At 60.5% G+C, this 21,919-nt stretch carries 24 protein-coding genes; 15 read left to right on the top strand and 9 right to left on the bottom strand.

Annotated features, from left to right (window positions below; translation table 11 throughout):
* Nucleotides 1–8 precede the first annotated feature (8 nt).
* Nucleotides 9–1,175 (top strand): PLP-dependent aminotransferase family protein, encoded by a 1,167-nt coding sequence (locus HU759_RS21245; RefSeq protein ID WP_099548915.1) that lies wholly within the window; start codon nt 9–11, stop codon nt 1,173–1,175.
* A gap of 10 nt (nt 1,176–1,185) precedes the next feature.
* Nucleotides 1,186–1,788 (top strand): glutathione S-transferase family protein, encoded by a 603-nt coding sequence (locus HU759_RS21240; protein WP_017137839.1) that lies wholly within the window; start codon nt 1,186–1,188, stop codon nt 1,786–1,788.
* Between the two features lie 152 nt (nt 1,789–1,940).
* Here HU759_RS21240 and HU759_RS21235 read toward each other — a convergent pair whose 3' ends face one another.
* On the bottom strand, nt 1,941–2,837 hold the full coding sequence (locus HU759_RS21235; protein WP_099548916.1) for a LysR family transcriptional regulator: 897 nt from the start codon (nt 2,835–2,837) through the stop codon (nt 1,941–1,943).
* A gap of 111 nt (nt 2,838–2,948) precedes the next feature.
* Here HU759_RS21235 and HU759_RS21230 point away from each other — a divergent pair, with 111 nt between their 5' ends.
* Genes HU759_RS21230 through HU759_RS21220 form a run of 3 tightly spaced genes read left to right on the top strand, consistent with a single transcriptional unit; the run spans nt 2,949 to nt 5,876 of the window.
* Complete coding sequence (locus HU759_RS21230) at nt 2,949–4,241, top strand: citrate:proton symporter (RefSeq protein ID WP_099548917.1); 1,293 nt, start codon at nt 2,949–2,951, stop codon at nt 4,239–4,241.
* 1 nt (nt 4,242) lies between these two features.
* The gene (locus tag HU759_RS21225; RefSeq protein ID WP_170037788.1) at nt 4,243–5,565 is read left to right on the top strand and encodes an acyclic terpene utilization AtuA family protein; all 1,323 of its coding nucleotides are present in this window, start codon (nt 4,243–4,245) and stop codon (nt 5,563–5,565) included.
* Nucleotides 5,562–5,876, top strand: a complete 315-nt coding sequence (locus HU759_RS21220; RefSeq protein ID WP_017137835.1) for a hypothetical protein — start codon at nt 5,562–5,564, stop codon at nt 5,874–5,876. The genes HU759_RS21225 and HU759_RS21220 overlap by 4 nt, the downstream gene beginning before the upstream one ends.
* A gap of 170 nt (nt 5,877–6,046) precedes the next feature.
* On the opposite strand, the gene HU759_RS21215 is transcribed toward HU759_RS21220, so the two are convergent.
* The 5 genes from HU759_RS21215 to HU759_RS21195 all read right to left on the bottom strand — a co-directional run bounded on the left by HU759_RS21215 (nt 6,047) and on the right by HU759_RS21195 (nt 8,825).
* Nucleotides 6,047–6,418 (bottom strand): glutathione S-transferase N-terminal domain-containing protein, encoded by a 372-nt coding sequence (locus HU759_RS21215; protein ID WP_017137834.1) that lies wholly within the window; start codon nt 6,416–6,418, stop codon nt 6,047–6,049.
* A 102-nt stretch (nt 6,419–6,520) separates the two neighbouring features.
* Nucleotides 6,521–7,066: a GTP cyclohydrolase I FolE gene (gene folE, locus HU759_RS21210; protein WP_003442011.1), complete on the bottom strand. Its 546-nt coding sequence runs from the start codon at nt 7,064–7,066 to the stop codon at nt 6,521–6,523.
* Nucleotides 7,067–7,144: 78 nt separating this feature from the next.
* Nucleotides 7,145–7,702: a Smr/MutS family protein gene (locus HU759_RS21205; RefSeq protein ID WP_017137833.1), complete on the bottom strand. Its 558-nt coding sequence runs from the start codon at nt 7,700–7,702 to the stop codon at nt 7,145–7,147.
* A 75-nt stretch (nt 7,703–7,777) separates the two neighbouring features.
* Nucleotides 7,778–8,098 carry a hypothetical protein gene (locus HU759_RS21200; protein ID WP_056861118.1) on the bottom strand — a complete coding sequence of 107 codons (321 nt, stop codon included), beginning with the start codon at nt 8,096–8,098 and terminating at the stop codon, nt 7,778–7,780.
* A 136-nt stretch (nt 8,099–8,234) separates the two neighbouring features.
* The gene (locus HU759_RS21195) at nt 8,235–8,825 is read right to left on the bottom strand and encodes a cysteine hydrolase family protein (RefSeq protein ID WP_017137831.1); all 591 of its coding nucleotides are present in this window, start codon (nt 8,823–8,825) and stop codon (nt 8,235–8,237) included.
* A gap of 239 nt (nt 8,826–9,064) precedes the next feature.
* Between HU759_RS21195 and prmB the strand changes: the two genes are divergently transcribed.
* Nucleotides 9,065–9,973 (top strand): 50S ribosomal protein L3 N(5)-glutamine methyltransferase, encoded by a 909-nt coding sequence (prmB, locus tag HU759_RS21190; RefSeq protein ID WP_017137830.1) that lies wholly within the window; start codon nt 9,065–9,067, stop codon nt 9,971–9,973.
* 77 nt (nt 9,974–10,050) lie between these two features.
* Here the strand turns inward: prmB and HU759_RS21185 are convergent, their stop codons facing one another.
* Nucleotides 10,051–10,857 carry a hypothetical protein gene (locus HU759_RS21185; protein ID WP_138452752.1) on the bottom strand — a complete coding sequence of 269 codons (807 nt, stop codon included), beginning with the start codon at nt 10,855–10,857 and terminating at the stop codon, nt 10,051–10,053.
* A 99-nt stretch (nt 10,858–10,956) separates the two neighbouring features.
* Nucleotides 10,957–11,919, bottom strand: a complete 963-nt coding sequence (locus HU759_RS21180; RefSeq protein WP_099548921.1) for an alpha/beta fold hydrolase — start codon at nt 11,917–11,919, stop codon at nt 10,957–10,959.
* 143 nt (nt 11,920–12,062) lie between these two features.
* On the opposite strand from HU759_RS21180, the gene aroC reads away from it, so the two are divergent.
* From aroC to HU759_RS21160, 4 genes are all read left to right on the top strand, one after another.
* On the top strand, nt 12,063–13,154 hold the full coding sequence (aroC, locus tag HU759_RS21175; protein WP_099548922.1) for a chorismate synthase: 1,092 nt from the start codon (nt 12,063–12,065) through the stop codon (nt 13,152–13,154).
* 73 nt (nt 13,155–13,227) lie between these two features.
* Nucleotides 13,228–14,391, top strand: coding sequence for an MFS transporter (locus tag HU759_RS21170; RefSeq protein ID WP_017137826.1), 1,164 nt, complete (start codon nt 13,228–13,230; stop codon nt 14,389–14,391).
* Entirely contained in the window at nt 14,388–14,918 is a 531-nt protein-coding gene (locus HU759_RS21165; protein ID WP_017137825.1) for an acireductone dioxygenase, read from the top strand. The genes HU759_RS21170 and HU759_RS21165 overlap by 4 nt, the downstream gene beginning before the upstream one ends.
* Nucleotides 14,919–15,126: 208 nt before the next feature.
* Nucleotides 15,127–15,396: a helix-turn-helix transcriptional regulator gene (locus tag HU759_RS21160; protein WP_017137824.1), complete on the top strand. Its 270-nt coding sequence runs from the start codon at nt 15,127–15,129 to the stop codon at nt 15,394–15,396.
* A 62-nt stretch (nt 15,397–15,458) separates the two neighbouring features.
* Here the strand turns inward: HU759_RS21160 and HU759_RS21155 are convergent, their stop codons facing one another.
* Entirely contained in the window at nt 15,459–15,737 is a 279-nt protein-coding gene (locus HU759_RS21155) for a DUF3509 domain-containing protein (protein ID WP_016970113.1), read from the bottom strand.
* Between the two features lie 393 nt (nt 15,738–16,130).
* Here HU759_RS21155 and HU759_RS21150 point away from each other — a divergent pair, with 393 nt between their 5' ends.
* From HU759_RS21150 to HU759_RS21130, 5 genes are all read left to right on the top strand, one after another.
* Nucleotides 16,131–17,957 (top strand): long-chain-acyl-CoA synthetase, encoded by a 1,827-nt coding sequence (locus HU759_RS21150; RefSeq protein WP_186617764.1) that lies wholly within the window; start codon nt 16,131–16,133, stop codon nt 17,955–17,957.
* Nucleotides 17,958–18,056: 99 nt separating this feature from the next.
* A complete protein-coding gene (locus HU759_RS21145; protein WP_017137822.1) occupies nt 18,057–18,572 on the top strand; it encodes an ankyrin repeat domain-containing protein in 516 nt (171 codons plus the stop codon).
* 41 nt (nt 18,573–18,613) lie between these two features.
* A complete protein-coding gene (locus HU759_RS21140) occupies nt 18,614–19,144 on the top strand; it encodes a hypothetical protein (protein WP_186617766.1) in 531 nt (176 codons plus the stop codon).
* Nucleotides 19,145–19,211: 67 nt separating this feature from the next.
* Nucleotides 19,212–19,403: a PLDc N-terminal domain-containing protein gene (locus tag HU759_RS21135; protein ID WP_003172956.1), complete on the top strand. Its 192-nt coding sequence runs from the start codon at nt 19,212–19,214 to the stop codon at nt 19,401–19,403.
* A 412-nt stretch (nt 19,404–19,815) separates the two neighbouring features.
* Complete coding sequence (locus HU759_RS21130) at nt 19,816–21,903, top strand: LTA synthase family protein (protein ID WP_017137820.1); 2,088 nt, start codon at nt 19,816–19,818, stop codon at nt 21,901–21,903.
* The last annotated feature ends 16 nt before the right edge of the window (nt 21,904–21,919 follow it).

Here is a 21,919-nt window from a genome sequence, read left to right as displayed (position 1 = left end):
GTGACCCTATGGCCTTCTCTGAACGTGTTACGCGCCTCAAAAGCTCCTTGATCCGTGAAATTCTTGCGGCGGCCCAGCGCCCGCAAGTGATGTCGTTCGCCGGTGGCCTGCCCGCCGAAGCCATGTTGCCGGTACTGAATTGGGATGAACTGCCACTGAACATCGGCCAATACGGTATGAGCGAAGGCGAGCCGCAATTGCGTGAACTGCTCGCCGCCGAGGCCCGCGCCTTGGGCTTACCGTGCCAGGCCAGTCAGGTGCTGGTGGTCAGCGGCTCCCAGCAAACCCTCGACCTGGCGGCCAAGCTGTACATCGACAAGGGCACTGAAGTCTTGCTGGAAGGCCCGACCTACCTGGCCGCCTTGCAGATTTTCCAACTGTTCGGCGCCGATTGCCTCACCGTGCAACTGGAGGCCGACGGCCCGAACCTGGCTGCCCTGCGCGCCAGCCTCGAACGCCATCACCCGGCGTTCATCTACCTCATCCCGACCTTCCAGAACCCCTCGGCCGTGCGCTACAGCGAGGCCAAGCGCGCAGCCGTGGCCGCCTTGCTCGATGAATTCGGCGTAACCCTGATCGAAGACGAGCCCTACCGCGAGCTGACATTCGACGGCGCCAGTGCGCAGCCCATCGCCGGGCGGTTGAAAAAAGCCAGCTGGATCTACACCGGCACTGTCTCCAAGACCCTGTTGCCGGGGTTGCGCGTCGGTTACCTGATCGCCAGCGAGGATTTGTTCCCGCACCTGCTCAAGCTCAAGCAATCGGCCGACCTGCACACCAACCGCATCGGCCAGTGGCAAGCGATGCAGTGGATCGGCACGCAAAAATACCAGCAACACCTGGCGCAGTTACGCGACTTTTACCGCGAGCGTCGCGATGCCTTTCAGTCGGCTCTGGAGCGCCACTTTGGCGACCTGGCCGACTGGCAAGTGCCTCAAGGTGGATTATTCTTCTGGCTGACCTTGAAACAACCCCTCGACACCCGCACCTTGTTGGCGCAAGCATTGGATCAGGACGTGGCGTTCATGCCCGGTGAACCGTTCTTTTCCGAGCCCGATCAACACTTGGGTTCGTTGCGCCTCAATTTCAGCCATATCGACCCGGCCCGTCTGGACGAAGGTCTCAAGCGCCTGGCCGCGGTGGTCCGTCAAGCACAGCACGCGCAAGCGGCATAAGGGGAGCCCCATGTACAAGGTTTATGGCGATTACAAGTCGGGCAACTGCTACAAGGTCAAATTGATGCTCAACCTGCTGGGCATCCCGTACCAATGGATCGATGTCGACATCCTCAAGGGCGACACCCAGACTGCCGAGTTCCTGGCCAAGAACCCCAATGGCAAGATCCCGGTGCTGGAACTTGAAGACGGCACTTGCCTGTGGGAGTCCAACGCGATTCTCAACTTCCTGGCCGATGGCAGCGAATTTTTGCCGTCCGAGCCACGCCTGCGCACGCAAGTGTTGCAGTGGCAGTTTTTCGAGCAGTACAGCCATGAACCGTATATTGCGGTGGCGCGGTTTATCCAGTTTTACCTGGGCTTGCCCGCAGACCGTCTTGAGGAATACAAGAAGCTGCACAAAGGTGGCTACAAGGCCCTCAAGGTCATGGAGCGCCAACTGCAACTGACCCCGTATCTGGTGGGCGATCAATTCTCCATCGCCGATGTGGCGTTGTATGCCTATACCCATGTGGCCGAGGAGGGTGGGTTTGAGCTGGACGCTTATCCGGGTGTGCAGGCGTGGCTGGCGCGGGTGGCGAGCCATCCAAAACATGTAGCGATGCTTGATTGAGTTCACGCGGTCAAAAATGTGGGAGCTGGCTTGTGTGGGAGCTGGCTTGCCTGCGATAGCATCAACTCGGGGTAATAGATAAACCCAGGTGTCTGCATCGCAGGCAAGCCAGCTCCCACACAAGCCATATCCCACATTGATAGTGTCCAGTTTCAGTTCGATGTTGTGCCAGACAGCTCATCACTCAGCAGCTCAAAGCAACGCTGCGCCGCCGGGCTGAGGCCCATCCCGCTGCGACTGATCAACCCGATCTCGCGGTTCACGCCGGGATGGTCAATATTGATGCGCTTCAACCCCTCCAGGCTGTCCGCCGCCGACTCCGGCAACACGCTGATGCCCAGCCCCTGGCGCACCAACGCCAGTACCGTCGACATGTAGTTGGCTTCCATGCCGGCATTCATTGTCAGCCGTGTCTGATCAAACAACGCGTCCACCTGCTCACGCACACTGCTGTCGCGCCCGGTGAGGATGATCGGCTGGTCCGCCAATTGCTCCAAGGTCAGTTGGCGATGGTGGGCGAGGGGATGGCCCAGTGGCACAAACGCACACAACCGATCATTGAGCACCGGCAAAAATTCCAGGCCGTGGCTCAGCCGGGCACGCACGCCGATGCCAAAGTCCACCACGCCTTCGCGCACCTGTGCATGAATGCGATGAGCTACCAGGTCATGCAAACGTACTTCGATGCCGGCAAAGCGTTCGCGAAACAGGCGCAAGGCCGGCGGCAGGGCGCCGGCGCACACCGAGGGCAGTGCGGCGATGGTGACCACGCCGCGGCGCAGGGCGGCGAGGTCGCGCGAGCCAGTGACGATGTTGTCCAGGTCCAGCAACAGTTTTTCCATGGGGCCGCGCGCGTCTTCGCCTGCGGCGGTGATGCTTACGTGGCGCGGGCTGCGATCGAGCAGCGCGACGCCGAGCCAGTCTTCGAGTTGTTGCACCTGTACCGTCAGGGCTGAGGGCGACAAGTGCAACTCATTGGCGGCCTTGGTGAAACTGCCGGTGCGGGCTACGGCGAGAAAGGCTTGTATATGTTGGATGCTGTTCTTCATTTTGTTTTTCCGAACGTGCCAGGCCGAATATTCCAATTTACAAAGACTAACCCGCTTCCAATACTCCAGGGAAAACAATAACCGGCCACCAAGGCCGCTCTGGAGTAACCCATGCTCGCAACCCTGGGTGTCATCACCATCCTGTGCCTGCTCGCTGCCGTCATGAGCAAACGCCTGTCGCCACTGGTGGCGCTGATCGCCTTGCCGATCATCGCCGCACTGCTCGGCGGTTTCGGCCTGCAAACCAGCGCCTTTATCATTACCGGAATCAAGAACGTCGCCCCAGTGGTGGGCATGTTTGTGTTCGCGATTCTGTTTTTCGGGATCATGACCGACGCCGGTATGCTCGACCCGATCATTGATCGCATCCTGCGCACGGTCGGCACGCGTCCTACACGGATTGTGGTCGGCACCGCGACCCTCGCGCTGCTGGTGCACCTGGACGGCTCCGGGGCGGTGACGTTTCTGGTGACGGTGCCGGCGATGCTGCCGCTGTATACGCGGTTGGGCATCGACAAGCGCATCCTTGCGTGTGTCTGTGCCATGGCCGCCGGGGTCAATTTCCTGCCGTGGACCGGCCCGGTGCTGCGCTCGTCGGCGGCCTTGCATGTGCCGGTGGCCGACCTGTTCCAGCCGCTGATCCCGGTGCAGATCGTCGGCCTGGTCTTCGTGTTTGCCTGCGCCTGGTGGCTGGGCCGTCGTGAAGAAAAACGTCTGGGCCTGGGCGCCGGTTCCTCGGTGGAGGCGGTACCGCAACGGGTGCTCAGCGACGAGGACATCAAGCTACGGCGCCCACGGCTGTTCTGGGTCAACCTGTTGCTGACCGTGCTGGTAATGGTGGTGATGATTGCCGGCTGGGTCGACCCGGTGGTGATGTTTATGCTCGGCACCGTGGTGGCGCTGTGCATCAACTACCCGAATGTGGATGCCCAACGGGCGCGCATTGATGCCCATGCGAAAACCGCCCTGACCATGGCCAGTATCCTGCTCGCCGCTGGCGTGTTCACCGGCATCATGCAAGGCACTGGCATGCTCAAGGCGATTGCCGAGGTGGCGGTCGCACAGATTCCCGCCGGCCACGGCAAGTTGATCCCGGCGGTGGTGGGCTTTATTTCCATGCCGTTGAGCATGTTGTTTGACCCCGATTCCTACTATTTCGGCGTGATGCCGGTGATCGCCGAGGTCGGCAAAGCCCTGGGCGTCGACCCGCTGCAAGTGGCCCAGGCCTCGTTGCTGGGCGTACACACCACCGGTTTCCCGGTCAGCCCGCTGACGCCTGCGACCTTCCTGCTGGTGGGCCTGTGCAAGATCGAACTGGCCGATCACCAGCGCTTCACTATTCCGTTTCTGTTTGCTGCGTCGGTGTTGATGACCCTGACCGCATTGCTCCTGGGAGTGATTTGAGATGAAAACCTTGCGCATCGGTTCCGGCGCCGGCTACTCCGGCGACCGTATCGAGCCTGCCGTGGAACTGGCCGAACAGGGCGACCTGGATTACCTGGTGTTCGAATGCCTGGCCGAACGCACCATTGCCCTGGCGCAACAGGCGCGTATCAGCGACCCGCAGGGCGGTTACGACCCACTGCTGAGCGAGCGTATGCGCCGGGTGTTGCCATTTGTTGGCTTGAAGGGCCACCGTCGCCTGCGGGTAATTACCAATATGGGCGCGGCCAACCCCGTGGCGGCGGCCGTTGAAGTGCGGCGGGTTGCCAACGAACTGCGCCTGAACCTCAAGGTCGTGGCGGTGGTGGGCGATGACGTGTTGGAGGTTTTACAGCCCGGTTTTTGGCTGGATAACGGCCAGACCGTTGGCTCTTTGGGCGAGCGGCTGATATCCGCTAACGCCTACCTGGGCGTCGACGGCATCCTCGAAGCCTTGCGCGCCGATGCCGATGTGGTGATCACCGGGCGCGTGGCCGACCCGTCGCTGTTTTTGGCACCGCAGATGTTTGAGTTCGGCTGGGCTGCGGACGACTGGCAGCGGCTGGGGCGCGGCACGTTGGTCGGGCATTTGCTGGAATGCGCGGGCCAGGTCAGCGGCGGTTATTTTGCCGATCCCGGTTTCAAGGATGTGGATGAGCTGGCACGCCTGGGTTTCCCGTTGGCTGAAATCGATGCCGATGGCGAAGCTGTGATCACCAAGGTGGCGGGCTCAGGCGGGCAGGTCAGCCGTGCGACGTGCACCGAGCAGATGATCTACGAAGTACACGACCCGGCGGCTTATCTCACGCCGGACGTGACGGCAGACTTTTCTCAAGTGAGCTTTGTGGAGGAGGGCGTGGATCGCGTCCGTGTCCAAAACGCCAGTGGTCGCGCTCGGCCTGAACAGTTAAAGGTCAGCGTGGGTTACCTGGACGGATGGATCGGTGAAGGGCAGATGTCCTACGGCGGCCCAGGCGCGGTCGCACGGGCTGAGTTGGCGCGGGATATCGTACTCAAGCGCCTGGAACTGATGGGCGTAAAGATGCAAGAGCTACGCGCCGAGCTGATTGGCATGGATTCATTGCACGGCCCACGCAGCAGCGTCGAGCCCTGGGAAGTGCGTCTGCGCGTGGCCGCCCGTTGTGAAGATCGCAGCGAAGCGGTGCGGGTTGGCAATGAAGTGGAGACCCTCTACACCAATGGTCCGTCGGGCGGCGGCGGCGCGAGTAAAAGTGTGCGCCAGGTGGTGGCAGTAGCGTCGTTATTGCTGCCCCGCAGCGCGGTCAACCCGAGGATCGAAGCATGAAACTGCACACACTGGCCCATTCCCGTACCGGCGATAAGGGCGACACTTCGAACATATCGATCATCGCCTACCGCGCCGAGGATTATCCGTTGCTGTGCGAACAGCTCACGCCCGAGCGCGTCGCCACGTTTTTTGCCGGCTTGCGTGAGCCGGGCGCAGCGCCGGTGCGGCGTTATGAATTGCCCAACGTGCAGGCGCTGAACTTCGTGCTGCCGGGGATCCTGCGCGGCGGCGTGACCCGCTCGCTGGCGCTGGACGCCCATGGCAAGTGCCTGGGCTCGGCCTTATTGGATCTGGTAATACTGACTTAATTACACAGCCAAACAAATGTGGGAGCTGGCTTGCCTGCGATAGCATCAACTCAGTCTACCTGAATCACCGAGGTGCCTGCATCGCAGGCAAGCCAGCTCCCACACAAGCCAGCTCCCACACAAGCCAGCTCCCACACAAGCCAGCTCCCACTTGGGTTCTTCAGCGGCTGTCAGACGGCGGCAAACCGCTTGTCGAGGTAATCAATGATCACCTTGGAGTCATACATCCAGGTGGTCTGGCCATTCTCTTCGATACGCAGGCACGGCACTTTGATCTTGCCGCCTTGCTCCAGCAGGGTCTGGCGGTCCTGTTCGTTGTTTTTCGCGTCCTTGAGCGCCACCGGCACATTCAGGCGGTGCAGGGTGCGGCGAGTCTTCACGCAAAACGGGCAGGCGTGAAACTGATACAGCGTCAGTTCCTTGGCCGCCGCGTTGACCTGTGCCTGCTGCTCGGCAGAACGCTGCTTTTTGCGCGGGCGGGTCAGGAAGTCGCCCGCGATGATGATTTGGCCGAGACCCACTCGAAGTGCTTTGACGAACATGGCTGAAAACCTCTTGCCCATGAAGAAGGGGCCGCAGCTTACCTGAATTTCGCGGGCGAAAAAAAACCGGCGATGAACGCCGGCTTTTCCTTACGCAGCCTGTTACTTGATCAGGCTGAGGAATTCGCTGCGGGTGGCCGCGTTTTCGCGGAACTCACCCAGCATCACCGAAGTGATCATCGACGAATTCTGTTTCTCCACACCGCGCATCATCATGCACATGTGCTTGGCTTCGATCACCACCGCCACGCCCAGGGCGCCAGTCACTTGCATCACGGCATCGGCGATCTGGCGGCTGAGGTTTTCCTGGATCTGCAGGCGGCGCGCATACATGTCGACAATCCGCGCAACCTTCGACAGGCCCAGCACTTTGCCGCTTGGGATATACGCCACATGCGCCTTGCCGATAAACGGCAGCAGGTGGTGTTCGCACAGCGAGTACAACTCGATGTCCTTGACCAGCACCATTTCGCTGTTGTCGGAGCTGAACAAGGCACCGTTGGTGACTTCTTCCAGCGTCTGTTCATAGCCGCGGCAAAGGTACTGCATCGCCTTGGCGGCACGCTTTGGCGTGTCGAGCAGGCCCTCGCGGGAAACGTCCTCGCCGAGCTGGCCGAGGATCGCGGTGTAATTCTGTTCCAGGGACATGAAACTACCTGTGGGATTTTCGCAAAGCGCAAGGTTACGGTGGCGGGCACATCGCTGCAAGCCTGACGATGGCACTTGTTACTCGTCGCGCCCTTCCATCATGGTGCGCTTGAGCATCACATACACCGCACCGGCGCCGCCGTGGCGGGCCTGGCAGGAGGTAAAACCGAGTACCTGGGCATGCTGGCGCAGCCAGGTATTGACGTGGCTCTTGATCATGGGACGCTTGCCGTCCAGGCGCACGGCCTTGCCGTGGGTGACGCGCACGCAGCGGATTTCGAATTTGGTCGCTTCGGCCAGGAAGGCCCAAAGGGTTTCGCGGGCTTTTTCCACGTTCATGCCGTGCAGGTCGAGGCTGCCTTCGAACGGGATCTGGCCGATCTTGAGCTTGCGCATCTGGCTTTCCTGCACGCCGTCGCGAGCCCACATCAGCTCGTCTTCGGGGCCTACATCGATCACGAACTGGTCCGACAGGCCATCCACCGTGGTGGCGTCGGTGCGCACGGTCGCGGCCTGGCGCAACTTGGCGATCTGTGCCCGGTCGGCCTTGGGTTTACCGGTGTCGGCACGATCATGCTTGATCGGCTTGACGCCGCGCAGCTCGTTTTTGAACAGGGAAAAATCGTCGTCTTGCATGTCAGCCTCCGCGAAGGGCGGGCAGTTTACCTAAATCGCGGCGGCCAGGGCGCAGGAAACGCTATCCAAGCGCCATCAGTCGTGCTTTTTCATCAAGTGCGAAGCGATGTTCAGTGACAGCGGCTGACGCATTTTCCGACGGCTACGACGCCATAACCACACACCCAACCACAGCACCAGCAGTCCGATTACCAACAGGATAGCCGAACCGCCGGGGCTGGCATTCAACTCGCCAAGGGCCGGCGAATGACCAAACAGGCCGGCGCCACCAGCGCCGGCCAACAGCAAACCTACAATGGCCAGCAACGCGGCAAAGCCGGCTACCAGGCGCAGACGCCAATTGCTCGGGCCTTTGGGGCGCAAGCGACGAGCGTCAAAACCATCGGATATCTTCATTCCGACCTTTCCTCCAGGGTATCGGCCCTTCGACCGGAAGATACACAGGTTGTTCCGACAGCAGCGGTAAATGCGCCAAATGAGAGGGCTTTGCGGATGAGCGGGGCAATAAATACGCCGCTCATCTCAAGGGCGATCAGATCAGATCTTTGGTCAACGCGAGGGTGGCGAAGTTGTCGGCCATGATGGCCATTTCAGTTTGCTGTACGTGCTCGGCGCTCAGGATGCCACCTTTGTAAGGCAGGTCACGGGTGGCGCAGGCGTCTTCCACCAGGGTGCAGCGAAAGCCCAGGTTCTTGGCGGCGCGCACGCTGGTGCTGACACTGGAGTGGCTCATGAAACCGCAGACGATCAAGTCCAGGGAGCCGAGGTCTTGCAGGTGTTTCTCCAGGCCGGTGCCATGGAACGCGCTGGGCAGCAGTTTGCCGATGATGGTTTCATCGCCTTGGGGTTCCAGGCCAGGAATGAACTCGCCGCGCTCGCCCTGCGGGTCGAACAGGCCACCGACGGTGCCAAGGTGACGTACATGCACGATCGGGCGCCCGGCATTACGCGCGGCTGTCACAAGCTGCTTGATGTTGTCGACCGCCGCGTCCATGCCGGACAGGGCGAGTGGGCCGCTGAGGTATTCCTTCTGGGCGTCGATGATCACGAGGGTCGCATGGTTCAGGTTGGCTGCTGCGTAACCGCGACCGCTGAGTTGAAACATCGTCTTTGGAACGGACATTCTGGGGCTCCTGTGAGGGGGGCTTTTGTCACATTGTCCACTGGCTGAGCGGTTCTGTGAATCGCTACCATCGTAAGGTACGCCGTTGTTGACGTGCAGCCATGTCAAGAGGTGGGCTTGATCAGCGCAATGATGGCAATTTGAATGATTTCCGACAGATGGTGAAGGGTTTTCGTACATCGTCGGTACAGGCGAAGGCTGTTAGAATCGCCAGTCGTTTTTTCCAGGAGCTTGCCCCCGTGATTACCTCCCGCCTGCGCACGTTGCGCGACCACATCCGTTGGGCTGTCAGCCGTTTCCATGGGGAAGACCTGTTTTTCGGGCATGGCACCGACAATGCCTGGGACGAAGCCCGGCAATTGGTGCTCGGCGCCTTGCACCTGCCTTGGGAAATTGCCGACAGCTACCTGGACTGCAACCTCGAAGAAGAGGAAGTCGCCCATGTGCAGCGCTTGCTGCACAAGCGTATCCACGAGCGTGTCCCTACCGCCTACCTGTTGAAGGAAGCCTGGTTCTGCGGCATGTCGTTTATTGTCGATGAGCGCGTGTTGATCCCGCGTTCACCGATTGGCGAGTTGATCGAAAACCGCTTCGAGCCATGGCTGGCCCAGCCGCCGGCGCGCATTCTCGACCTGTGCACCGGCTCCGGTTGCATCGGCATCGCCTGTGCCTACGAGTTCCAGGACGCCGAAGTGGTGCTGGGCGACTTGTCCTTCGAAGCCTTGGAAGTGGCTAACCAGAACATTGAGCGTCATGGTGTCGATGAACGCGTCTACACCGTGCAGGGCGACGGCTTCGATGGCCTGCCGGGCCAGCGTTTTGACTTGATCGTGTCTAACCCGCCGTACGTGGATGCCGAAGACTTCGCCGACATGCCGGATGAGTACCAGCACGAGCCGGAACTGGGCCTGGCCTGCGGCGACGATGGTCTGAACCTGGTGCGACGCATGCTGGCCGAGGCCGCCGACCACCTGACCGAGAAGGGCTTGCTGATTGTTGAAGTCGGCAACAGCCAAGTGCACGTCGAAGCGCTGTACCCGGAAGTCGACTTTGCCTGGCTGGACTTCCAGCGCGGCGGGCATGGTGTGTTCATGCTGACGGCTGAACAGTGCCGGGAGCATCAGGCGGTGTTCGCGGCGCGGGTTTAACTTCATTCCACAATAGGAACGCGGTCAGTGTGGGAGCCGACAAGCCAGCTCCCACATTTGGAATGCATTCCAACCTTTCAGCGGTGTGTGGCAATCCAGATCAACAGCCCCGCCTGAAACACCGTAAACGCCACCAGGCACGTAATGGTAAAGCGCAGCCCACTGTCCTCGCGCTTGAACTTGGTGACCTTTTCTTCTTCCTTGCGCAGCTTCACTTCCTGCTCGGCCAGGTTCTGCTCGGCCTGCTGCAGCATTTGCGCAGCTTCGAGGATCTCCACGTACTGCACCTTCTCGGTGTTCCAGCTGTCCAGCACTTCGCTGACTTTGCCGGGTTGCACGTTCCCTTTGAGGTGCTGCACATCGGCGTAGGCCACATCAAAACCCTGGATGCGCAGGAAATGATCGCGACGCAGGCGCGTGGCTTCGTTGAGTGCATCCTTGTTGGCGAGGTCCACGCCGTCTACGCGGTAATGTGACCACTTCTTTTTCGCCCACGCGGCGGCCTGTGCCACCAGAAAGCGTCCCAGGCCACGGTTGGCCGGTTCAATTTCCAGGCTGTTACCCGGGCCGAAGTGCACACGGTGCGTCTCGTGATCGACCCAGATATCCAGGTGGTTCTGCTCGCGGCGCACACGTTGGCCGGGCAACTGGATCACCATGCGTAACAGGCTGTGTTTCTTGTCATGGCGTTCGGTATAGCCAAACTGTACGAACCGCAGCGGCCGTGCGCCGGTGGCACGATCAGTGGCCAGGGGCGCCAGGCGCAGCATCTTGAAGTGTTCGGCCTGAACGTCCGCCCACGGCAGGGCCGCGGCCTCGACAGCCTCGGGTTTTTCGGCCGGGGTGTCGGCGGTAGATTCGGGTGTTGCTTCGGTGGTAGTCATGCGGCGCGATCCTGTCCAAGCCCGGCGAGCCGACAGTCTTTTTACTGTCGACTCTGGGCTTATCGGCCGTTTTATTCAGGACTGGAGGCAAATAATCGCTTAACGGGGTTGAAGTCCGTCGATAAAGCGCACGATGCGTTGGCCCAGCTCGGCGGCGAGGGGCAGTTTGGGGTCGTTGTATGACTCAAGCTGTTCCTTTACATCCTTGGGCACGATGCGCATCACGTGGTTCATGCCTTGAATCACGCTCAGTTGTGCGTCGGGCTTGGCCGCTTGCAACTGCTGGGCATCCGCCACGCCAACCTGGATATCGTTGGTGCCCTGGATGATCAGAGCCGGCATGTTCAGTTTGGCGAAGGCGGCCGATGGGTCGGCACGAAACAGGCTGATCAGGTACGGCTGCACACTGGGGCGGAAAATGCCTTCCAGCGGGCGCGGTACATCGGCATCCACCTGGCCGGCCTTAAGGTGGTCGAGAATTTCATTGCTGCGCAGCAACAGGGCAGGGGGCAGATGATCGGCCAGTTGCTGGCGGATCACCTGGTCCACCGGCCGGGCGCTGCCGGACAGCGAAATAACCCCGGCCGGGTCGAGTTGCGGCGCGGCGAGGGTGGCGACCAGCGCACCTTCGCTATGGCCCAGCACGATCAACTGGCCCATGCGGCTGTCGGCCTTGAGCAGCTTGCCCCAGGCCACCGCATCGGCCACATAGGCGTCCAGGGTGAGGTTGCGTTCGTCGGGGGTGGCGGCCAGGCTCGCGGCCACGCCGCGTTTGTCGTAGCGCACGCTGGCGATGTTATTGCGCGCCAGCACCCAGGCCAGGCGCTTGAGGCTGTCGTTGCGCGCACCATCGGCGCTGTTGCCGTTGCGGTCGGTGGGGCCGGAGCCGGCGATGATCAGCACCACGGGCACCGGCTTGTCGGATTTTGGCAGCAGCAGCGAACCAAACAGCTCGCCGCTGCCGGTGTCCAGGCTGATCGGCCGTTGCAGCACGACGGGGGAGGCGGCGAAGCCAAGGCTGGAAAACAGGGTAAGGGTCAAAAGCAAAACTCGCAGCATCATCACGCCATCATCAGGAAGGTGCCGGTTGGACCAACGTCTACCGGTAAGGTTTCGAGGATGAACTACTCGGTTAGCCTGCGTATACTGGCTGCCTTAAGTTATTACGGTTGAGTTGATTCAACTGATTTCACGGAGCGCCCTGCATGTCCGGCAATACCTTCGGCAAGCTGTTCACTGTCACCACCGCGGGCGAAAGCCATGGCCCGGCGTTGGTCGCCATTGTCGACGGCTGCCCGCCAGGCCTCGAGTTGTCTCTGGAAGACCTGCAGCGTGACCTCGACCGCCGCAAGCCCGGCACCAGCCGCCATACTACCCAGCGCCAGGAGCCCGACGAAGTCGAGATTCTTTCCGGCGTGTTCGAAGGTCGCACCACCGGCTGCGCCATTGGCCTGTTGATCCGCAACACCGACCAGAAGTCCAAGGACTACTCGGCGATCAAGGACCTGTTCCGCCCGGCCCACGCCGACTACACCTACCACCACAAATACGGTGAGCGCGACTACCGTGGCGGTGGCCGCAGCTCGGCGCGTGAAACCGCCATGCGCGTGGCCGCCGGTGCCATCGCCAAGAAATACCTGGCCACCCAGGGCATCGTGATCCGTGGCTACATGAGCCAATTGGGCCCGATTGAGATCCCGTTCAAGACCTGGGACAGCGTCGACGACAACGCCTTCTTCAGCCCCGACCCGGACAAGGTGCCGGAACTGGAAGCCTATATGGACCAGTTGCGCCGCGATCAGGATTCGGTGGGTGCCAGGATTACCGTGGTCGCCGAAGGCGTCAAACCGGGCCTGGGTGAGCCGATCTTCGACCGCCTCGACGCCGAGCTGGCCCACGCGCTGATGAGCATCAATGCGGTCAAGGGCGTGGAGATCGGCGCCGGTTTTGCCTGTGTCGCCCAGCGCGGCACTGAGCATCGCGATGAAATGACGCCGCAAGGTTTCCTCAGCAATAACGCGGGCGGCATCCTCGGCGGTATTTCCTCCGGCCAGCCGATTGTTGCGCACCTGGCGCTCAAGGCCACGTCGAGCATCACCACGCCGGGCCGTTCGATCGATGTGCACGGCAACCCGGTGGACGTGATCACCAAGGGCCGCCACGACCCGTGCGTGGGCATCCGCGCCACGCCGATTGCCGAGGCGATGATGGCCATCGTGTTGATGGACCACCTGCTGCGCAACCGTGGGCAAAACGCCGATGTGCAGGTGAGTACGCCGGTGTTGGGCCAGCTGTGACGGCGTGTGGCGAGCGAGCTTGCTGTGGCGAGGGAGCTTGCTCCCGCTGGGCTGCGCAGCAGCCCCCCACAATATGACGCAAAGCCTCCCATACTGGCGCCTCTCCAGCTTCTACCTCTTCTACTTCGCCCTGCTCGGGGCGACGGCGCCGTTCCTGGCGCTGTACTTCGACCACCTGGGGTTCTCCAGCGCGCGTATCGGCGAGCTGGTGGCCATCCCCATGCTGATGCGCTGCGTGGCGCCCAACCTGTGGGGCTGGCTCGGCGACTACACCGGCCGGCGCCTGGCCATCGTGCGTTTTGGCGCGGTGTGTACCCTGGCGAGTTTCTCGCTGATCTTCTTCAGCAAAACCTACGCCTGGCTGGCCCTGGTGATGGCACTGCATGCGTTCTTCTGGCACGCGGTGTTGCCGCAGTTTGAAGTGATCACGCTTGCGCACCTGCAAAAGCAAACCGCGCGCTACAGCCAGATCCGCCTGTGGGGCTCCATCGGTTTTATCCTCACCGTGGTGATCATGGGCCGCCTGTTCGACGGGCTGAGCCTGGACATTTACCCGGTGGTGGTCGTGGTGATCATGGCTGGCATTATTGGCGCCAGCCTGTGGGTGCCGAACGCGCAGCCCGCCGTCCAGGGCAATCGCCTGGCCGGTGACGGTTTCCTCAAGCAATTGCGCAGCCCCGGCGTACTGGCGTTTTATGCCTGCGTGGCCTTGATGCAAATGAGCCATGGCCCGTATTACACGTTCCTGACCCTGCACCTTGAACATTTGGGTTATAGCCGTGGCGTGATCGGCATGCTGTGGGCGCTGGGTGTGGTCGCGGAGGTGCTGATGTTCCTGGCCATGAGCCGGATCCTGACGCGTTTTTCGGTGCGGCGGGTGCTGCTGGCCAGTTTCGTGTTGGCGGCTATCCGCTGGTTGCTGCTGGGGTCATTCGCTGAAATCTTCTGGGTATTGCTGCTGGCGCAAGTGCTGCACGCCGCCACGTTCGCCAGCTTTCATGCGGCCGCCATCGCCTTTGTACAACGCAGTTTCGGCGCCAGACAACAAGGCCAGGGCCAGGCGCTGTATGCCGCGCTGGCCGGCACCGGGGGCGCGTTGGGCGCCCTCTACGCCGGTTACAGCTGGAACCTGTTGGGCCCGACCCTGACCTTCAGCATCGCCAGCGTCGCCGCCCTGGCCGCCGCCATTATCATTGGCCTTCGATTGCAAGAACCGACTACAGGAACCGAGCAATGAGTTATGTCGCTGTTTACGCTGCCACCACACCGGATACCCCGAACAAGGTCCTGACCCATTTCGACGATATCGTCTCGACGCTGGCCGACCACGGTGTGCGTTTTGCGCGCTGGCAGCCGGCGCCGATTGAGAAGGGCGCCAGCGACGCAGACATGATCGCCGCGTACCAGCCGCAGATCGACGCCCTTGGCTACGCCGCCGTGGAGGTGCTTAGGGCGGCGGGCGATCTGGCACAGAACATTGAACTGCGTGCGCAATTCCTCAGTGAACGCCGCTACAGCGAAGACGAAGTGCGTTTCTTCGTCGCAGGCCAGGGCCTGTTCAACGTGCACGTGGGCGACTATGTGTATGCCGTACGTTGTGAGAAAAATGACCTGCTGGTGATTCCGGCCGGCGTGCCGCATTGGTTCGACATGGGCGAGAACCCGCACTTTGTCACCTTGCGTTTGTTCAACACAGCTAAAGGCTGCGAGCCTCAACTCACCGGCGATGCTATTGCCGATGGTTTCCCGGGCTTGGACGACTAAGCACAGATATTTAAATGTTCAACCCAGGCAAGTTGGAAGTTGTTGTGGGAATAAGCCTGATTATCTGTAAGGCGTAGCTGTTTCTGCTGCGCCCTGTGCTTTCAATCCATTCGTTATGTAACTCTCTGCAGACTCGATGTTTATATCACCTGTCAATAGCAGGAATCCGAAAGGTGATAGGGCATCCACTACAAAAGGAGAGAGCACAATGAGTGGCCCAGAACAGTCGTGTCGCACGCCGGTGGACGCGCCGATGACCGTTAGAAGACGTCTGAGCCTGGGCGGCAAGCCCCTCACCCCGACAGAGCTGGAAATTTTGCGCTGGGCCTCGGAAGGCAAGACCGTCTGGGAAATCAGTCAGATCCGGGCAACCTCTGAAGCCACGGTGAAATTCCATCTGCGCAATATCTACGGCAAGCTGGAAGTCACCAACCGCGTACAGGCGATGAATGAGGCCAGCCGACAAGGCTTGTGCTGAAGCCACACAAAAAAGGGCCGCGACGCCTGTAAGCGTCGCGGCCCTTTTTGGTTATCGGTGGTTTATGCCGAGTGGTAGGTCGGCAGGGCAAAGCGGTTCTGGCTTTGCAGCATCGAAATCTGTGGCAGCTCACTGGCTTGTTCGGCCAGGTCGCGGCGGATCGCGCTGATCACCCAGGTCAGTTGGTCAGCGGTGTGCAGCTGTTGATACGAGATCGAACGCTTGACCTGTTTGCCTTCGCTGTTGCGCAGGGTCAGCAGGATACCGCCGTCTGGACGTGGCTGAGTGGTGACGTCGTATTGGGAGAATACAGAAGCGAATTTATCTTGGATCAGGCTCATGTCTATCAGCTCCGTTGGCTCAAGTTGGCAAGCATGGAGAGATAGGTGCAGTGATTGTGCCAGTATTGGATATCTGAAAAAGTCGTTATAAATCAATTAGTTAAAAATTTTACAGATTTTCGGTTTCGTGCAATTTGCATGAATGGCCATCGTGCATCCTGCATTTTGCGTTATTCGCGCCAGCTGTTTCAGGTCAGCCTCGAAGATAAAGACCGCCTCGGTTGGGCAAAATTCCTTTTCGGTGGAAGCCGACTCGGGATACAAAACTTTTCAAATCCCGCATGTACAGTCAAAGAATGGCAGGCGTATTTTCCCGCATGGCATTCGGCATCTGCCTACAGGGCTGCCGCTATGTCTGGATCATACGAAGAATAAGAAAAAGGACGTTCCGCCATGAGCCATCAGCAAGACGACATGATCACGTGGGGCAAGCTCTTACGTAAGGTGCCTGCGATTGTTCGAGCTTTGCCACGCGTAGTGCGTGGCATGCGCGCCGCGAATGTCACCGACCCCGCGCAGCCTTGCGGCCTCGGTTGGCACTTTGAACAGGCTGCGTTGCGCAACCCCGACGGCGCGGCGTTGTTGTACGGCGACAGCGTGCTCAGCTACCGCGAAGCCAACCAGCGCGCCAATCGCATGGCTCATTACCTTCAAGCGCAGGGCATCGGCAAGGGTGATGTGGTCGCGCTGTTTATTGAAAATCGCCCGGAACTGCTCCTCAGCGTACTGGCCGTGGCCAAGCTGGGCGGTATCTGCGCCATGCTCAACACCGCGCAAACCCAGGCGGCGCTGGTGCACAGCCTGAACCTGGTGAACCCGGCGGCGATCGTGGCAGGTGCAGAATTGGTAGACGCCTATGCGGCGGTGCGCGAGCAAGTGTCGATTGCGGCCGAACGCAGCTGGTTTGTGGCGGATCAGTCCTCACACGCGGTGCCGCAGGGCTACACCGACCTGATGGCCGCCAGCGCTGACAGCCCGGTGGACAACCCTGCCAGCAGCGGACAAATCTTCTTCAACGACCCCTGCTTCTATATCTACACCTCCGGCACTACCGGTTTGCCCAAGGCCGGCATCATGAAGCACGGGCGCTGGACCAAGACGGCGGTGAGTTTCGGCAGCATCGCCCTCGACATGGGGCCGCACGACGTTCTGTATTGCACTTTGCCGCTGTACCACGCCACGGGCCTGTGCGTGTGCTGGGGTTCGGCGATTATCGGCGCATCGGGTTTCGCCATCCGGCGTAAATTCAGCGCCAGCCAGTTCTGGGACGATGCGCGCAAATTCAACGCAACCACCCTGGGGTATGTCGGTGAACTGTGCCGCTACCTGCTGGACCAGCCGCCCAGTGCGCAGGATCGCGACAATAAAGTCACCAAGATGGTCGGCAATGGCTTGCGTCCCGGTGTCTGGGCGCAGTTCAAGCAGCGTTATGGCGTCGAGCACATCTGCGAGCTGTATGCCGCCAGCGACGGCAACATCGGTTTTACCAATGTGCTGAATTTCGATAACACCATCGGCTTTTGCCTGCAGCATTGGGCGCTGGTGGAGTACTCCCACGAAACCGGTGAGCCGCTGCGTGGCAGCGATGGTTTCCTGCGTAAGGTGCAAACTGGCGGGCAGGGCTTGCTGCTGGCCAGGATCGATGAAAAGTCGCCGTTCGACGGCTACACCGACCCGGAAAAGAACCGCAAGGTGGTGCTCACGGACGTGTTCGAGAAGGGTGACCGCTACTTCAATACTGGCGACTTGCTACGCAGTATTGGCTTTGGCCATGCGCAATTTGTCGACCGACTGGGCGATACGTACCGTTGGAAGGGCGAAAACGTCTCCACCACCGAAGTGGAAAACGTGTTGCTGCAGCACCCGCAGATCGCCGAAGTGGTGGCCTATGGCGTCGAGATCGAGAACACCAATGGCCGCGCAGGCATGGTCGCCATCACGCCAAGCGAGTCCTTGGCGGCCCTGGACATGCGTGAGCTGTTGCAGTTTGCCCACGGCCAGTTGCCGCACTATGCGGTGCCGTTGTTTTTGCGCATCAAGGTCAAGATGGAAACCACTGGCACCTTCAAATACCAGAAGGTCAAGCTCAAGGAGGAGGCCTTCGACCCGGACAAGGCCGGTAACGACCCGGTGTACGCGTGGCTGCCCGGCTCCGACAGTTATGTGCCGGTCACCGGGCTATTACTGGCGCAGATCCAGGGCGGGCAGTTCCGTTATTGATTCTGGCTATGAATGCTTTTGACAAAAAAGCCATGACAGCGGGGAACTCCCTCGCGACACTGAGCGCCTTATACACATTCGCAGACAAGGAGCCCCCGCATGTCAGACCAGCCCAAACAAATGACCGACGATGAAGCCGCCGAATTCGCCGAGCAGGTTTTTGATGTGGCCCGCAAAGGCGATGCAGCGATGCTGGCTGCGCTGCTGGCCAAAGGCTTGCCGGCCAATTTTCGTAATCACAACGGCGACACCTTATTGATGCTCGCTGCCTACCACGGCCATGTCGAAGCGGTAAAAGTGTTGCTCGAGTTCAAAGCCGACCCACTGATTGCCAACGACAAAAATCAGCTGCCGATCGCCGGTGCAGCGTTCAAAGGCAACCTGCCGGTGGTGAAGGCGTTGATCGACGGCGGCGCGCCGGTGGATGCAACCTCCCCGGACGGGCGCACAGCGCTGATGCTGGCCGCTATGTTCAACCGCGTTGAAATGGTCGACTACCTGCTCGGCCAGGGCGCCAACCCCAAGGCCGTCGATGCCCAGGGCGCGACCGCGCTGGCTGCCGCGCAAACCATGGGCGCGGCGGATACGGCGGCACGGTTGCAGAAACTGGTGTAGGCTACGCGCCCTCAAAAACCAGCCCGCCACAGGACCTTCCCATGCAAACCGCCCTCGTCGAACTTATCAGCAAAATCAGCGCCGGCGTCATGGGCGAGGACGAGGTGGCGCGCATCGCCACAGAAGCCGCCCAAGCCTACGCGGAACCGGTGGCGTTTCTGGCGGCGAACCCGGATATCAACTACGACGACACGTTCCCTATCCCTCTGGGTGAGTGGGTAGTGGTTGGCAGCCTGCCGGACACGGTGCTGTTCCAGGCCGACACCTATGGCGATCTGTTCGCGCAGATCGTCGCCTCGTTCGGCCCGGGCGTGGCGTTCAACCTCAAGCCCAAGCAGTTGGCCAAGACCGAAGACCTCACCGCGCTGAACCGCATCCAGATCCAGATGAGCGCGTTGAGCCCCGAAGATGGCGGCTATGTGTTGCTTAACTTCAGCCAATTGCTCGATGACGAGATCCAGGCGGTGCTGGTGTACGGCAATGACCTGCCGCGCGTGTTGCAACTGTGCGCCGAAGTGGGGATCAAGGCCGAGCCGTCACTGGAAGCCTTGAAAGTCGCTGTGCACGTCTGAAATAAAACGGAACCCAGGCAAACGCTGACTATCCTACAAGTGCATGCCCTCACTTAGGAGCGACACCATGGGTTCCACTTTCAACGGTCTTATCGGCCTGATCATCCTGGCGCTGGATATCTGGGCGATCATCAACGTGTTCAAAAGTGGCGCCAGCACCGGCGCCAAAGTGCTGTGGATCCTGCTGATCCTGTTGCTGCCGGTACTGGGTCTGATTATCTGGGCGATTGCCGGGCCGCGCGGTAACGTGCGGATCTGATCGTTCGCCCACTCCATCTAGAGTGGGCACAGTCAATGTGGGAGCGGGCTTGCCCGCGATAGCGGTGTATCAGTATCAGATGTTTTGACTGACACACTGCAATCGCGGGCAAACCCGCTCCCACAGTGGTTTCCAGCGTACTCAGGATTTTGTGTGTCGAAACTATTCGCTGCACACAATTTTCACATCTTTTCCAAGACAATTCGGCGGTTTTACGGCTCTCCCAAGGCTCTAACTCACGTGCCATTAAAGGCCGGGCCACGGCGCACGTTCAGTAATTAATAGCGTTGATGCCATTGATCGGGCACCATTTGCGCCACCGCGTTAACCGCCTACCCCAGCCAGCCTGGGCGAGGGACGGACGCCACTGCATAATTTCGAAACTTAAACTTCCAATGGGTCCTAGAACGACATGGCAAACCCGGACGCCCTGAGTCAGCAGCGAGCTTCTAATCGCTTGCTGCAACCGACCGTCAAATCCCATCTGGCATACACGCTGCTTTGCGCGCTGGTCATGATGGTGATGTTCTCCCTGCTGCGCCTGGCGCTGCTGGTCTACAACCGCGAGATGATCCTCGACACGCCGGCCTCGACCTTCCTCGAAGCCTTCGTCAACGGCACGCGCTTCGACATCCGCTTTGTGATGTACGCGCTGGTCCCGCTGCTGCTGGCGCTGTTCAGCGTACGGGCCATGGCGGCGCGTGGGTTCTTCCGTTTTTGGCTGACCATCGCGTCCAGCATTGCCCTGTTCCTGGGCCTGATGGAGATGGACTTCTACCGCGAGTTTCACCAGCGCCTCAACGGTCTGGTCTTCCAATACGTGAAGGAAGACCCGAAAACCGTGATGAGCATGCTCTGGTACGGTTTCCCGGTGGTGCGCTACCTGCTGGCCTGGGCCGTAGGCACGCTGATCCTGAGCATCGCCTTCAAGGGCGCCGACCGTGCGACACGCCCACGTGGTCCGTTCAGCGGCGGCACCGTCGGCACTCGCCAGGTTGCTCCGTGGTACAGCCGCATTGCGGTGTTCGTGGTGTGCCTGCTGATCGCCGTGGTCGCCATTCGTGGCACCCTGCGCCAAGGCCCGCCGCTGCGCTGGGGTGATGTCTACACCACCGACTCGAACTTCGCCAACCAGTTGGGCTTGAACGGCACCCTGTCGTTGATCGCCGCAGCCAAGTCGCGCTTCTCCGAAGAGCGCTCGAATATCTGGAAAGCCACGCTGGACCAGCCGCAGGCTACCCAGACCGTGCGTGACATGCTGGTGTTGCCGCAAGAGAAACTGGTGGATACCGACACCGCCGCCGTGCGCCGTGACTACACGCCACCGGCCGAGAAAACCCTGCCGATCAAGAACGTCGTGGTGATCCTGATGGAAAGCTTCGCCGGTCACTCGGTCGGCGCACTGGGCCGCCCAGGCAACATCACGCCGTACTTCGACAAACTGTCCAAGGAAGGCCTGTTGTTCGACCGTTTCTTCTCCAACGGCACCCACACCCATCAGGGTATGTTCGCCACCATGGCGTGCTTCCCGAACCTGCCGGGTTTCGAATACCTGATGCAGACCCCGGAAGGCAGCCACAAGCTGTCGGGCCTGCCGCAGTTGCTCAGCGCGCGCAAGTTTGACGACGTGTATGTCTACAACGGCGATTTCGCCTGGGACAACCAGTCGGGTTTCTTCAGCAACCAGGGCATGACCAACTTCATCGGGCGCAACGACTTCGTTAACCCGGTGTTCTCCGACCCGACGTGGGGCGTGTCCGACCAGGACATGTTCAACCGTGGCCTGGAAGAGCTGAAGGCCCGCGAAGGCGGCAAGCCGTTCTACGCCCTGCTGCAAACCCTGTCCAACCACACGCCGTATGCGTTGCCGACGCCCTTGCCGGTCGAGAAAGTCACCGACCGTGGCAGCCTCAACGAGCATTTGACGGCCATGCGTTACTCCGACTGGGCCTTGGGCCAGTTCTTTGAAAAGGCGCGTAAAGAGCCGTACTTCAAGGAAACCCTGTTCGTGATCGTGGGTGACCACGGTTTTGGTAATGAACAGCAGATCACCGAGATGGACCTGGGCCGCTTCAACGTACCGATGCTGATGATTGCACCGGGCATGCAGGAGAAGTTCGGCGAGCGTGACCACACCGTGGGTACCCAGATCGACATCGTGCCGACCATCATGGGCCGCCTGGGTGGCGACACCTTGCATCAGTGCTGGGGCCGCGACTTGTTGAACCTGCCGGAAGGCGACAAGGGCTTTGGCGTGATCAAACCGTCGGGCAGCGACCAGACCGTCGCCCTGGTCACTGCTGACCGCATCCTGGTACTGCCTAAAGAGATGCCACCGAAACTGTGGGAATACGAACTGGGCGCTAACCCGACCGGTAAGGTGATTCCTGAATCGCCGGACGAAGCCGCGCTGAAACAGAAACTTGAGTCGTTCCTGCAGACGGCCACCAAGAGCCTGTTGGATAACACCGCCGGTGTGATCGACGGCAAGCCGGACTAATAATCCGGGCATAAAA

The organism is Pseudomonas sp. OE 28.3 (assembly GCF_014268205.2).
GTDB lineage: Bacteria > Pseudomonadota > Gammaproteobacteria > Pseudomonadales > Pseudomonadaceae > Aquipseudomonas > Aquipseudomonas edaphica.
Note: the sequence above shows the minus strand (reverse complement) of the source record. Positions and strands in the feature narration are given on the sequence as shown.